General features: G+C 57.9%; 12 protein-coding genes. 11 read left to right on the top strand and 1 reads right to left on the bottom strand.

What is annotated here, in order from left to right; genetic code table 11:
• Positions 1-46: 46 nt before the first annotated feature.
• On the bottom strand, positions 47-850 hold the full coding sequence (locus tag AB8846_RS08965; RefSeq protein WP_063143552.1) for a DeoR family transcriptional regulator: 804 nt from the start codon (positions 848-850) through the stop codon (positions 47-49).
• Between the two features lie 239 nt (positions 851-1,089).
• Between AB8846_RS08965 and kbaZ the strand changes: the two genes are divergently transcribed.
• The 11 genes from kbaZ to AB8846_RS08910 all read left to right on the top strand — a co-directional run bounded on the left by kbaZ (position 1,090) and on the right by AB8846_RS08910 (position 13,188).
• A complete protein-coding gene (gene kbaZ, locus AB8846_RS08960; RefSeq protein ID WP_370732629.1) occupies positions 1,090-2,397 on the top strand; it encodes a tagatose-bisphosphate aldolase subunit KbaZ in 1,308 nt (435 codons plus the stop codon).
• Between the two features lie 20 nt (positions 2,398-2,417).
• A complete protein-coding gene (agaV, locus tag AB8846_RS08955; protein ID WP_063143553.1) occupies positions 2,418-2,891 on the top strand; it encodes a PTS N-acetylgalactosamine transporter subunit IIB in 474 nt (157 codons plus the stop codon).
• A 10-nt stretch (positions 2,892-2,901) separates the two neighbouring features.
• Positions 2,902-3,681: a PTS N-acetylgalactosamine transporter subunit IIC gene (gene agaW / locus AB8846_RS08950; RefSeq protein WP_023309308.1), complete on the top strand. Its 780-nt coding sequence runs from the start codon at positions 2,902-2,904 to the stop codon at positions 3,679-3,681.
• The gene (agaE, locus tag AB8846_RS08945; protein WP_370732532.1) at positions 3,671-4,549 is read left to right on the top strand and encodes a PTS N-acetylgalactosamine transporter subunit IID; all 879 of its coding nucleotides are present in this window, start codon (positions 3,671-3,673) and stop codon (positions 4,547-4,549) included. Before agaW ends, agaE begins: the two co-directional genes overlap by 11 nt.
• 16 nt (positions 4,550-4,565) lie before the next feature.
• The gene (gene agaF / locus AB8846_RS08940; protein ID WP_023333563.1) at positions 4,566-5,000 is read left to right on the top strand and encodes a PTS galactosamine/N-acetylgalactosamine transporter subunit IIA; all 435 of its coding nucleotides are present in this window, start codon (positions 4,566-4,568) and stop codon (positions 4,998-5,000) included.
• Positions 4,997-6,130, top strand: a complete 1,134-nt coding sequence (nagA, locus tag AB8846_RS08935) for an N-acetylglucosamine-6-phosphate deacetylase (RefSeq protein ID WP_370732531.1) — start codon at positions 4,997-4,999, stop codon at positions 6,128-6,130. The genes agaF and nagA overlap by 4 nt, the downstream gene beginning before the upstream one ends.
• Before the next feature lie 246 nt (positions 6,131-6,376).
• On the top strand, positions 6,377-7,525 hold the full coding sequence (locus AB8846_RS08930; RefSeq protein ID WP_370732530.1) for an SIS domain-containing protein: 1,149 nt from the start codon (positions 6,377-6,379) through the stop codon (positions 7,523-7,525).
• Positions 7,526-7,537: 12 nt separating this feature from the next.
• Positions 7,538-8,410 carry a tagatose-bisphosphate aldolase subunit KbaY gene (gene kbaY / locus AB8846_RS08925; RefSeq protein WP_045134778.1) on the top strand — a complete coding sequence of 291 codons (873 nt, stop codon included), beginning with the start codon at positions 7,538-7,540 and terminating at the stop codon, positions 8,408-8,410.
• A gap of 116 nt (positions 8,411-8,526) precedes the next feature.
• The gene (malX, locus tag AB8846_RS08920; RefSeq protein WP_370732529.1) at positions 8,527-10,098 is read left to right on the top strand and encodes a maltose/glucose-specific PTS transporter subunit IIBC; all 1,572 of its coding nucleotides are present in this window, start codon (positions 8,527-8,529) and stop codon (positions 10,096-10,098) included.
• A gap of 12 nt (positions 10,099-10,110) precedes the next feature.
• On the top strand, positions 10,111-11,283 hold the full coding sequence (locus tag AB8846_RS08915; protein WP_370732528.1) for a MalY/PatB family protein: 1,173 nt from the start codon (positions 10,111-10,113) through the stop codon (positions 11,281-11,283).
• A gap of 15 nt (positions 11,284-11,298) precedes the next feature.
• On the top strand, positions 11,299-13,188 hold the full coding sequence (locus AB8846_RS08910) for an enterotoxin (RefSeq protein WP_370732527.1): 1,890 nt from the start codon (positions 11,299-11,301) through the stop codon (positions 13,186-13,188).
• Positions 13,189-13,225: the final 37 nt, after the last annotated feature.

Genomic DNA, 13,225 nt, shown 5'->3' with positions numbered 1-13,225 from the left:
CTTCCCCTCACCCTGCCCTCTCCCCATAGGGGAGAGGGTAAAAACCTTAAACCAACACCACATCAATCCCGCTTTTCCGCAGCCCGTCCAGGCTCTCCGCCGGAATGCCTTCATCGACAATAATCATATCAATCCTTTGCGTATCAATGATTTTATGCAGGCTTGAGCGGTTAAATTTGCTGGAGTCAGTGACAACGATAATACGCTCCGCCACCTCGCACATTTTGCGGTTCAGACGGGCTTCATCCTCGTTGTGCGTGCTCACGCCGCGATCGAGATCGATGGCGTCAACGCCCAGGAACAGCAGGTCAAAATGGTAATTCTGTAGCGACTGTTCTGCCTGGTCACCGTAGAAGGATTGCGACTGACGGCGCAGATGCCCGCCGGTCATTAGCAACTCCACCCCTTCCGCTTCCAGCAACGCATTCGCCACGTTCATCCCGTTGGTCATCGCAATGACGTCCGTGTGCTGGCGCAGCATGCGGGCGATTTCAAACGTCGTGGTGCCGGAGTCCAGAATAATACGGTGCCCAGGTTTAACCAGCGCGGCAGCGGCCTGCGCGATACTGCGCTTCACCGCCGTATTCAGCGAGCTTTTATCCTCCACGGAAGGCTCAGCGCCCGGCATGTTGCCTTCGCAAATCAATGCCCCACCGTAAGCGCGAACGGCAATGCCCTGCTTCTCCAGGAACGCCAGGTCGTTGCGGATCGTCACCGTCGATACGCCGTACAGATGAGACAGGTCGTTAACCTGCACGCTTCCCTGCGCCCGCAGCCGCTGAATGATCTGCTCTCGCCTTTCACTGGTGCCGGTGATGCGCTTTTCCGCGGATGAATCGGTGCTGCTCATACGAGCTCCTTAATAAATACACTTTCGTTTCATTTCGTTTTGTCTATTAAGGCCTTTCTTTTACGGGAATGCAAGTCCCGCCTGACGTCCAGACGCAAGCCAACATGGCGCTGAAACCTTTCATTATGTTTCTTTTGTGAAACAGATCGGAAAACTATTATCTTTCGTTTTATTTTTATATCACCATGATGCAGGATTAAATGAAACAAAACGAAAGACAAGTATCATTACCATCCGAAATGGAGAGGAAAGTGAAACATCTGACAGAAATGGTGGAACACCATAAACGAGGGAATTCAAACGGGATCTATGCCGTCTGTTCCGCGCATCCGCTGGTACTTGAAGCTGCCATTCGTTACGCGCATTCGCATCAGTCGCCGCTGCTGATCGAGGCCACCTCCAACCAGGTGGATCAGTTTGGCGGCTATACCGGCATGACGCCTGCGGATTTTCACGGGTTTGTCTGCCAGCTGGCCGAGTCGCTCGGTTTACCGACGTCACAGCTGATCCTCGGCGGCGATCATTTAGGCCCTAACCGCTGGCAAAATCTCCCTGCGGGACAGGCGATGGCCAATGCCGACGATCTGATCAAAAGCTATGTTTCTGCCGGATTCAAAAAGATCCACCTCGACTGCAGCATGTCCTGCGAGGACGACCCGGTTCCCCTGACCGATGCGATCGTTGCCGCACGCGCCGCACGCCTGGCGAAGATCGCCGAAGCGACCTGTCGCGATCGGTTTGGTGAATCCGATCTGGTCTACGTTATCGGCACGGAAGTGCCGGTTCCCGGCGGCGCGCACGAGACGCTCACCGAACTTGCCGTCACCACGCCGGACGCGGCCCGCGCCACGCTTGAAGCGCACCGCCACGCGTTCGAAAAGGAAGGCTTAAGCGACATCTGGCCGCGCATTATTGGCCTGGTGGTCCAGCCTGGCGTGGAGTTCGACCACGCGCACGTCTGCGACTATCAGCCGCAGAAAGCCGTTGCCCTGAGCAAAATGGTTGAAGCCTACGATACGCTGGTGTTTGAAGCGCACTCTACCGACTACCAGACGCCGCAGGCGCTGCGTCAGCTGGTCAACGATCACTTTGCGATCCTGAAAGTTGGCCCCGCCCTGACCTTCGCCCTGCGCGAAGCGCTGTTCTCGCTGGCCGCCATAGAAGAGGAGCTGCTGCCGGCAAAAGCCAGCTCCGGCCTGCGTCACGTGCTGGAAAACGTCATGCTCGATCGCCCGGAATACTGGCAAAGCCATTACCACGGTGACGGTAACGCGCGTCGCCTGGCGCGCGGCTACAGCTACTCTGACCGCGTGCGCTACTACTGGCCGGACAGCCAGATCGACGACGCCTTTGAACGGCTGGTGCGTAACCTGGCAGACGAGCCTATTCCTCTGCCGCTGATCAGCCAGTACCTGCCGCTGCAGTACGGCAAAGTTCGCGAGGGCGCTCTCAAGTCAACGCCACGGGAACTCATCATCGACCACATTCAGGACATACTCCAGCAGTACCACGCCGCCTGCGAAGGCGTAACGACTCAAAACGCATAATTAAAAAAGAGGAAAACGCTATGCCAAACATTGTTTTATGCCGCATCGACGAACGCCTGATCCACGGTCAGGTGGGCGTGCAGTGGGTGGGGTTTGCGGGGGCAAACCTGGTGCTGGTCGCTAACGATGAGGTCGCAGAGGATCCGGTTCAACAGAACCTGATGGAAATGGTGCTCGCGGAAGGGATCGCCGTGCGCTTCTGGTCGCTGCAAAAAGCGATCGACAACATTCACCGCGCCGCTGACCGCCAGAAAATCCTGCTGGTCTGCAAATCACCCGCCGATTTTCTGAAGCTGGTTGAGGGCGGCGTGCCCATCACCCGTATTAACGTCGGAAACATGCACTACGCCAGTGGCAAACAACAAATTGCCAAAACGGTCTCTGTCGACGCGAACGATATCGCCGCGTTCAACGGCCTGAAAGCGGCCGGTGTGGAATGCTTCGTTCAGGGCGTTCCAACAGAAACTGCTTTGGATCTCTTTAAACTGCTCTGAGGGATTCACAATGGAAATCAGTCTGTTGCAGGCGCTGGGGTTGGGCATACTCGCCTTTATCGCCGGTCTGGATATGTTTAACGGGTTAACGCACATGCACCGCCCGGTGGTACTCGGGCCGCTGGTCGGCCTGATTCTGGGCGATCTGCACACCGGCATTTTGACCGGCGGTACGTTAGAGCTGGTCTGGATGGGGCTGGCCCCGCTCGCCGGTGCCCAGCCGCCGAACGTCATTATCGGCACCATCGTGGGTACCGCATTTGCCATCAGCACCGGCGTGAAGCCAGAAGTTGCGGTTGGCGTCGCCGTGCCGTTTGCCGTTGCGGTGCAGATGGGGATTACGTTCCTCTTCTCGGTAATGTCCGGCGTCATGTCGCGCTGCGATCGCATGGCGGCCAATGCAGATACAAACGGTATTGAACGGGTTAACTATCTTGCGCTGCTGGCGCTCGGCATCTTCTATTTTCTGTGCGCGTTCCTGCCGATCTACTTCGGCGCGGAACATGCAAAAACCGCCATTGACGTTCTGCCAGCACGGTTGATTGACGGCCTCGGCGTCGCGGGCGGCATCATGCCAGCCATCGGCTTCGCCGTGCTGCTGAAGATCATGATGAAAAACGTCTACATCCCTTACTTCATTATCGGTTTTGTCGCCGCCGCCTGGCTCAAGCTTCCGGTGCTGGCGATTGCGGCGGCGGCGCTGGCCATGGCGCTGATCGACCTGATGCGTAAATCACCTGAACCGACGGCTCCCGCAGCCCAGAAAGAGGAATTCGAAGATGGCATCTAATCAAACAACGTTACCAGGCGTCTCTGAAACTGAAGAGACCCTGCTGACCGGCGTGAATGAAAACGTCTACGAAGATCAAAACATCGGTGCCGAGCTGACGAAAAAGGATATTAACCGCGTGGCCTGGCGTTCCATGCTGCTGCAGGCCTCGTTCAACTATGAACGTATGCAGGCCTCCGGCTGGCTGTACGGGCTACTGCCCGCGTTGAAAAAGATCCACACCAACAAGCGGGACCTGGCGCGGGCAATGAAAGGCCATATGGGCTTCTTTAACACCCACCCGTTCCTGGTGACCTTTGTTATCGGCATCATTCTGGCGATGGAGCGATCCAAGCAGGATGTGAACAGCATCCAGAGCACCAAAATTGCCGTCGGCGCGCCGCTTGGCGGCATTGGCGACGCCATGTTTTGGCTAACCCTGCTGCCCATCTGCGGCGGTATTGGTGCCAGCCTGGCGCTGCAAGGGTCGATTCTGGGCGCGGTGGTCTTTATCGTGCTGTTTAACGTGGTACACCTTGGCCTGCGTTTTGGCCTGGCGCACTACGCTTATCGGATGGGCGTCGCGGCCATTCCGCTGATTAAAGCCAACACCAAAAAGGTCGGCCACGCGGCGTCTATCGTCGGGATGACGGTGATCGGCGCGCTGGTGGCAACCTACGTCCGCCTCAACACCACGCTCGAAATCAAGGCGGGTGATGCCGTTGTCAAACTGCAGGCCGACGTCATCGACAAGCTGATGCCCGCGTTCCTGCCGCTGGTCTACACCCTGACCATGTTCTGGCTGGTACGCCGCGGCTGGAGCCCGCTGCGGCTGATCGGTATCACCGTGCTGCTGGGCGTTGTCGGCAAATTCTGTCACTTCCTGTAAAAGCAAAGAGGTTGCGATGTTAGGGATTATTTTGACGGGTCACGGCGGGTTTGCCAGCGGGCTTGAGCAGGCGATGAAGCAGATCCTCGGCGAGCAGCCGCAGTTTATCGCCATTGATTTTCCGGAAACCTCCACCACCGCGCGGCTGACCGCTCAGCTTGAGCAGGCGGTGAGCGAACTCGATGCGCAGCACGATATTGTGTTTCTCACCGACCTGCTCGGCGGCACGCCGTTCCGCGTGGCATCCACGCTCGCGATGCAAAGGCCGGGCAGCGAAGTGATCACCGGCACCAACCTGCAGCTGCTGCTGGAGATGGTGCTGGAGCGCGACGGATTAAGCAGCGAAGCATTTCGTCTGCAGGCGCTGGAGTGCGGACACCGCGGCCTGACGAGCCTGGTGGACGAGCTGGGGCGCTGTCGTGAGGAAGCGCCTGCCGAGGAAGGGATATGAGCCAGCTGCTGCGTGCGCGACGGATCCTTACCGAACAGGGCTGGCTGGACGACCACCAGCTACGCATTGAAAGCGGTGCGGTTGCGGCGATTGAACCCATCCCGGCGGGCGTTACGACGCGGGATGCAGAGCTGCTTTGCCCGGCGTATATCGATACGCACGTCCACGGCGGCGCGGGCGTGGACGTCATGGATGATGCGCCCGGCGTGCTGGACACCCTGGCAATGCATAAAGCCCGCGAAGGCGTGGGCGCATTTTTACCCACCACCGTGACCGCGCCGCTGGAGAGTATTCACGCCGCGCTGATGCGTATCGCCCGGCGCACTCAGTCCGGCGGCCCCGGCGCGCAGCTCCTGGGCAGCTATCTGGAAGGACCGTACTTTACGCCGCAGAACAAAGGGGCGCATCCGCCGGAGCTGTTCCGGGAGCTGGATATCGCCGAGCTGGACAGGCTGGTTGACGTTTCACAGAGCACGCTGCGGGTAGTGGCGCTCGCGCCAGAAAAGCCCGGCGCGCTGCAGGCGATTCGCCACCTTAAACAGCGCGGGATACGCGTGATGCTGGGCCACAGCGCTGCCACGTACCGGCAAACTCTTGCCGCGTTTGATGCGGGTGCCGACGGACTGGTTCACTGCTACAACGGCATGACGGGGCTGCACCACAGAGAGCCCGGCATGGTCGGCGCAGGGCTTACGGACAAACGGGCGTGGCTGGAGCTGATTGCCGACGGCCACCACGTCCATCCGGGGGCAATGCGCTTATGCTGCTGCTGCGCGCAGGATCGCGTGGTGCTGATTACCGATGCCATGCAGGCGGCAGGTATGCCGGATGGACGGTATACGCTCTGTGGTGAAGAGGTCACGATGCACCACGGCGTGGTGAAAACCGCCTCCGGCGGGCTGGCGGGCAGCACGCTGTCGCTGGATGCCGCGGTCAGGAATATGGTGGAGTATGCGGGCGTAACCCCCGAAGACGCTATCCATATGGCCTCGCTGCACCCTGCCCGGCTGCTGGGCATTGACGGTCAGCTCGGATCCATAGCCCCGGGTAAACGCGCCAATATTATTTCGCTGGACGGTGGTTTACACCTCCAGCAGATCTGGATTCAGGGCCAGGCTCTCCCCCTTTAGCCCTTTCATTGTGTTTCCTGTTGGCCTTACGGCACCCGATCGTAAGGCCTTTCTTTTCCTTTCCTTAAACTTACCCTTTCCTTTCACGATCACACTTTTCGTTTTATTTCTTTTCTTCCATTGAAGTTTCGATTTCTTTTCTATAGATTTTATTTAACTGCTTAAGTGAACAAGTGAAACGAAACGAAAGATAGCGACACGATTGCCAGCGTCTGATGTGGAATTCACACGACTAAGGACTGAGTTATGCCACAAACCACTACCGCCGCCACAACCGGCACCTGGACCGAGGAAGAGATCCGCCAGCAGCCTGCCAGCTGGATCCGCTCGCTCAACAACATCGATAACCTGCGTGCTTCGATCGACAGTTTCCTGACGCCGCTGCTGCGCAAGAACGATCTGCGGATCGTCCTGACCGGCGCGGGCACGTCCGCCTTTATCGGCGATATCGTTTCTCCCTGGCTCGCGAGCTACACCGGGAAAAACTTCTCGGCCGTCCCGACAACCGATCTGGTCACGAACCCAATGGACTACTTCAGCCCTGCGCATCCGCTGCTGCTGATTTCATTTGCCCGCTCCGGCAACAGTCCGGAAAGCGTCGCGGCCGTTGAGCTGGCAAACCAGTTCGTGCCGGAGTGCTACCACCTGTCGATTACCTGCAACGAGGCGGGGAGCCTGTACCAGAACGCCGTCGACAGCGATAACGCCTATGCCCTGCTGATGCCTGCCGAAACGCACGATCGCGGGTTCGCGATGACCAGCAGCATCACCACCATGATGGCGAGCTGTCTGGCGGTGTTTGCTCCGGAAGCGATCAATAGCCACACCTTCCGCGACGTGGCAGATCGCTGTCAGGCGATCCTCGCCTCGCTCGGCGATTTCAGCCACGGCGTCTTTGGCAGCGAGCCGTGGAAAAGGATCGTGTATCTGGGAAGCGGCGGCCTGCAGGGCGCGGCGCGCGAATCGGCGCTGAAGGTGCTGGAGCTGACGGCGGGCAAGCTGGCGGCATTTTACGACTCCCCGACGGGCTTCCGTCACGGGCCTAAGTCTCTGGTCGATAGCGAAACGCTGGTGGTGGTGTTTATCTCCAGCCACCCGTATACGCGTCAGTACGATCTGGATCTGCTGGCCGAGCTGCGCCGCGATCGTCAGGCCCTGCGCGTCGTCGCCATCGCCGCTGAAAGCGATCCGGTGATTGAAGCGGGTCCGCACATCCTGCTGCCGCCTTCACGGCCGTTTATCGATATGGAACAGGCGTTCTGCTTCCTGATGTATGCCCAGGTCTTTGCACTCACCGAGTCGCTCAGCGTAGGCAATACGCCCGATACGCCATCCGCCAGCGGGACGGTCAACCGCGTGGTGCAGGGCGTTGTTATTCATCCGTGGCAGGCTTAAGAGGATCGGATCATGAGTATTATTTCTACCAAATATCTTCTGCAGGACGCGCAGGCAAAAGGCTACGCCGTTCCGGCGTTCAACATCCACAACGCGGAGACGATCCAGGCGATCCTCGAAGCGTGCAGCGAAATGCGATCGCCGGTGATCCTCGCGGGCACGCCGGGCACCTTTAAGCATATTGCGCTGGAAGAGATCTACGCCCTGTGCAGCGCGTACTCCCACACCTACGACATGCCGCTGGCGCTGCACCTCGATCACCACGAATCTCTGGACGATATTCGCCGCAAGGTCAACGCGGGCGTACGCAGCGCGATGATCGACGGCAGCCACTATCCGTTTGAACAAAACGTGAAGCTGGTGAAGTCGGTGGTCGATTTCTGCCACCTCAACGACTGCAGCGTCGAAGCCGAGCTGGGCCGTCTGGGCGGCGTGGAAGATGACATGAGCGTGGACGCCGAAAGCGCGTTCCTCACCGATCCGCAGGAGGCGAAACGCTTCGTCGAACTGACCGGCGTCGATAGCCTTGCCGTCGCCATCGGCACCGCGCACGGCCTGTATACCAAACGCCCGAAAATTGACTTCCAGCGGCTGGCGGAAATCCGCGAAGTGGTCACCGTGCCGCTGGTGCTGCACGGCGCGAGCGATGTGCCGGATGAGTTTGTTCGCCGCACCATCGAGCTGGGCGTGTGCAAAGTCAACGTGGCCACCGAGCTGAAAATTGCCTTCTCTGACGCGGTTAAAGCCTGGTTTGCCGAAAACCCGCAGGGCAACGATCCGCGCTTCTACATGCGGGTCGGCATGGACGCCATGAAAGAGGTGGTCAGAAGCAAGATCGCCGTTTGCGGCTCGGCAAACCGGCTCCTGCTTCCTGCCGAAGCCTGATCCCATCGCGCATTACGTCAATACCTAAAAAATAACTATAAGCCTCGCAAATATGAAGGCGCGTCCTTAAGCCGGACAGCGCCTTCCATTATCCTAAAAATCCGAGGAGTCCCTACATGACACAGGAAAAGTCGTTTAAATCGAAAGCGTGGGAATTTTTCCAAAGCCTGGGAAAGACGTTTATGTTCCCGGTCTCTCTGCTGGCCTTTATGGGGTTGCTTCTGGGTATCGGTAGCTCCGTCACCAGCCCTTCAACTATTAAAAGTTTTCCCTTTCTGGGCGGCGAGTTAACGCAGTTAACCTTTGGCTTTATCGCCATGGTGGGCGGCTTCGCCTTTACCTATCTGCCGCTGATGTTTGCCATGGCGATCCCGATGGGCCTCGCCAAACGCAACAAGGCCGTGGGCGCCTTTGCCGGGTTCGTTGGCTACATGCTGATGAACATGAGCATCAACTACTACCTGACCGCCACCCACCAGCTTGCCGACGCCGCCACCATGAGACAGGTAGGACAATCGATCGTGCTGGGGATCCAGACCCTGGAGATGGGCGTGCTGGGCGGCATCGTGGTGGGGGTAATCACTTACTTCCTGCACGAGCGTTTTCAGGACACGGTGCTGCATGACGCCTTTGCCTTCTTTAGCGGCATTCGTTTTGTGCCCATCATTAGCGCACTCACGCTGTCGCTGGTCGGGCTGTTTATCCCGCTGTTGTGGGAATACGTGGCGCTGGGGATTGCCGGAATTGGTCATATCATCCAGAGCACCAGCGTTTTCGGACCGTTCCTCTACGGCGTAGGCGTGCTGCTGCTTAAGCCCTTTGGTCTGCACCATATTCTGCTGGCGATGGTGCGCTTCACGCCGGCAGGCGGCATTGAGATGGTCAATGGTCATGAAGTGGCTGGCGCGCTGAATATTTTCTACGCCGAGCTGAAAGCCGGACTGCCGTTTAGCCCGCACGTTACCGCGTTTCTTTCGCAAGGCTTTATGCCGACCTTTATCTTTGGCCTGCCTGCCGTGGCGTACGCCATCTACCGCACCGCGCGCCCGGAAAACCGCCCGGTGATTAAGGGGCTGCTGCTTTCTGGCGTGCTGGTCTCCGTCGTCACCGGTATTTCAGAACCGATTGAGTTTCTGTTCCTGTTTATCGCCCCCGCGCTTTACGCCTTCCATATCGTGATGTCTGGCCTGGCGCTGATGGTGATGGCCCTGTTGGGGGTAACCATTGGCAACACCGACGGCGGGATTTTGGATCTGCTGATCTTCGGCGTGATGCAGGGGATGTCGACCAAATGGTATCTGCTGTTCCCGGTCGGTATCGCCTGGTTTGCCATCTACTTCTTCGTCTTCCGCTGGTACATCCTCAAACACGATATCAAGACGCCGGGACGTGAAGTGGACGCGCAGGGTGCGCAGCAGGCCGTCGAAGCCAACACCCGCGCGCGTGGAAAATCGAAATACGATCACGGGCTTATCCTGCGCGCACTCGGTGGCAAAGAGAATATCGAGTCGCTCGACAACTGCATCACCCGCCTGCGCCTGGTCGTGAAGGAGATGGGGCTTATCGATCAGCAGGCGCTGAAAGCGGCTGGCGCCCTGTCGGTGGTGGTGCTGGACGCTCACAGCGTTCAGGTGATCATCGGCCCGCAGGTGCAGAGCGTCAAAACCGGCATTGAAGCCTTAATTTAACAGGGGGTTGTTGTGTTTGATTTCGACAAAATCATCGAGCGTAAAAGCGATAAGTGCCGTAAATGGGACCATGCGTTTGTCCGCTCGCGCTTTGGTGATGTCCCGCAGGGGTTTATCCCGCTGTGGATCGCAGACATGGATTTCACCTCGCCGCCTGCCGTTATTGAAGGCTTCCAGCGCATCGTGGAGCACGGCACCTTTGGCTATACCTGGTGCTTCGACGAATTTTACGACGCGGTGATGGCCTTCCAGCGCACGCGTCATCAGGTTGAGGTGGAGAAGTCGTGGATCACGCTGACCTACGGCACCGTCTCCACGCTGCATTACACGGTCCAGGCGTTCTGCACGCCTGGCGATAGCGTAATGATGAACACGCCGGTCTACGATCCGTTTGCGATGGCGGCGCAGCGCCAGGGCGTGCAGGTCCTGGCTAACCCTCTGCGCGTGGAAGATAACCGCTATCAGCTGGATTTTGATCTGATTGAAGAGCAGCTCAAAACCCACCGTCCAAAACTGTGGTTCTTCTGCTCGCCGCATAACCCCTCGGGCAGGATCTGGCGCGCGGATGAGATACGCCAGGTCTCCGATCTCTGTAAACGCTACGGCACGATTCTGGTGGTCGATGAGGTTCACGCTGAGCACATTCTGGACGGCACGTTCGTCAGCTGTCTGACCTCGGGCTGTGCCGCACTGGACAACCTGATCGTACTGACGTCGCCAAATAAAGCCTTCAACCTGGGCGGGCTAAAAACGTCCTACTCCATGATCCCGGACGATTCGCTGCGCCAGCGCTTCCGCCAGCAGCTTGAGAAGAACTCGATTACCTCCCCCAATATGTTCGGCGTATGGGGGATTATTCTCGCCTACCAGCACGGCCTGCCGTGGCTCGACGCGCTGAACGGCTATCTGCAAGGGAACGCCCGCTACCTTGCGGACGCTATTCAGACCCACTTCCCGGCGTGGAAGATGATGAACCCGGAATCGTCGTATCTGGCCTGGATAGACGTAAGCGCCGACGACCGTAGCGCCACAGAGTTGACCCAACATTTCGCCCAGCAGGCCGGTGTCGTAATTGAAGACGGCAGCCACTACGTGCAAAACGGCGAAAACTACCTGCGGATTAACTTCGGCACCCAGCGCTACTGGCTGGAGCAATCCATCAACCGAATGCTGAAGCATTACTGATTAGGATCTTAACCGATGAAAAAAGTGCTCACCCTCTCGCTGTTGGCTCTCTCTGTTTCTCATGGCGCTCTGGCCGCCAACTACGCGCTCAATAACGACAATATTGCTCTGTCGTTTGATGACGCAAACTCAACGGTAGTGGTTAAGGATAATAAGGCTAACCATCCGCTCACGCCGCAGGAACTGTTCTTTCTGACGCTGCCGGATGAGACAAAAATCCACACCGCGGATTTCACCATCAAGCACGTCGAAAAGCAGGACAACGCAATTGCCATCGACTTTACCCATCCGGACTTTAACGTAACGGTGAAGCTGAACCTGGTGAAGGGAAAATACGCCAGCATCGACTACACCGTTGCCGCAGTCGGCCAGCCGCGAGACGTGGCGAAAATTACCTTCTTCCCGACGAAAAAGCAGTCTCAGGCACCCTATGTTGACGGGGCGATTAACAGCTCGCCGATCGTTGCTGATTCGTTCTTTATTTTGCCGGACAAGCCCATCGTTAACACTTACGCCTATGAAGCGACCACCAATCTCAACGTAGAATTGAAAACGCCGATCCAGCCAGAGTCGCCGGTCAGCTTTACCACCTGGTTCGGCACCTTCCCGGAAATCAGCCAGCTGCGCCGCAGCGTGAACCAGTTTATTGATGCCGTGCGTCCGCGACCGTACAAGCCTTATCTGCACTACAACAGCTGGATGGATATCGGCTTTTTCAATCCGTACACCGAGCAGGATGTGCTGGGGCGGATGGACGAGTGGAATAAGGAGTTTATTACCGGACGCGGCGTGGCGCTGGACGCCTTCCTGCTGGACGACGGCTGGGACGACCTTACCGGGCGCTGGCTGTTTGGCCCGGCATTCAGCAACGGTTTTGGCAAGGTTCGGGAAAAAGCCGACAGCCTGCACAGCTCGGTCGGACTGTGGCTCTCACCGTGGGGAGGCTACAACAAGCCGCGCGACGTGCGCGTCTCGCATGCAAAAGAGTATGGGTTCGAAACCGTCGACGGGAAGCTGGCGCTGTCGGGGCCGAACTACTTTAAGAACTTCAATGAGCAGATCGTTAATCTTATCAAAAACGAACACATTACCTCGTTCAAGCTGGACGGAATGGGTAATGCCAACGCGCATATCAAGGGCAGCCCGTATGCCTCGGATTTTGACGCCTCTATCGCCCTGCTGCATAACATGCGCAGCGCCAACCCGAATCTGTTTATCAACCTGACGACAGGTACCAACGCCAGCCCGTCCTGGCTGTTCTACGCCGACTCGATCTGGCGCCAGGGCGATGACATCAACCTGTACGGCCCCGGCACGCCGGTGCAGCAGTGGATGACCTACCGCGATGCGGAAACGTACCGCTCCATTGTGCGCAAAGGCCCGCTGTTCCCGCTTAACTCGCTGATGTACCACGGGATCGTCAGCGCGGAAAACGCCTACTACGGGCTGGAGAAAGTACAAACGGACAGCGATTTTGCCGATCAGGTCTGGAGCTACTTCGCGACCGGCACGCAGCTGCAGGAGCTGTATATCACTCCTTCAATGCTGAACAAGGCGAAGTGGGATACCCTGGCGCAGGCGGCAAAGTGGTCGCGGGATAACGCCAGCGTGCTGGTGGATACGCACTGGATTGGTGGCGATCCAACCGCGCTGCAGGTTTACGGCTGGGCATCCTGGCGCAAGGACAAAGCGATTCTCGGCTTGCGTAACCCGTCGGATAAGCCGCAAAGCTACTTCCTGGATTTGACGAAAGATTTCGAAATCCCGACGGGAAACGCGGCGCAGTTTAGTCTGAAAGCGGTGTACGGCAGTAATTCAACCGTACCGAAGGAGTACAAAAACGCGGTGGTGATTACGCTGCAGCCGCTGGAAACGCTGGTGTTTGAGGCGGTGCCAGGAAAATAAAAAGTGTTCAGATCTGTAGGCCGGGTAAGGCGCAGCC

The organism is Enterobacter sp. KB-221C9, assembly GCF_041320715.1.
Taxonomy (GTDB): Bacteria; Pseudomonadota; Gammaproteobacteria; order Enterobacterales; family Enterobacteriaceae; genus Enterobacter; species Enterobacter asburiae_D.
Note: the sequence above shows the minus strand (reverse complement) of the source record. Positions and strands in the feature narration are given on the sequence as shown.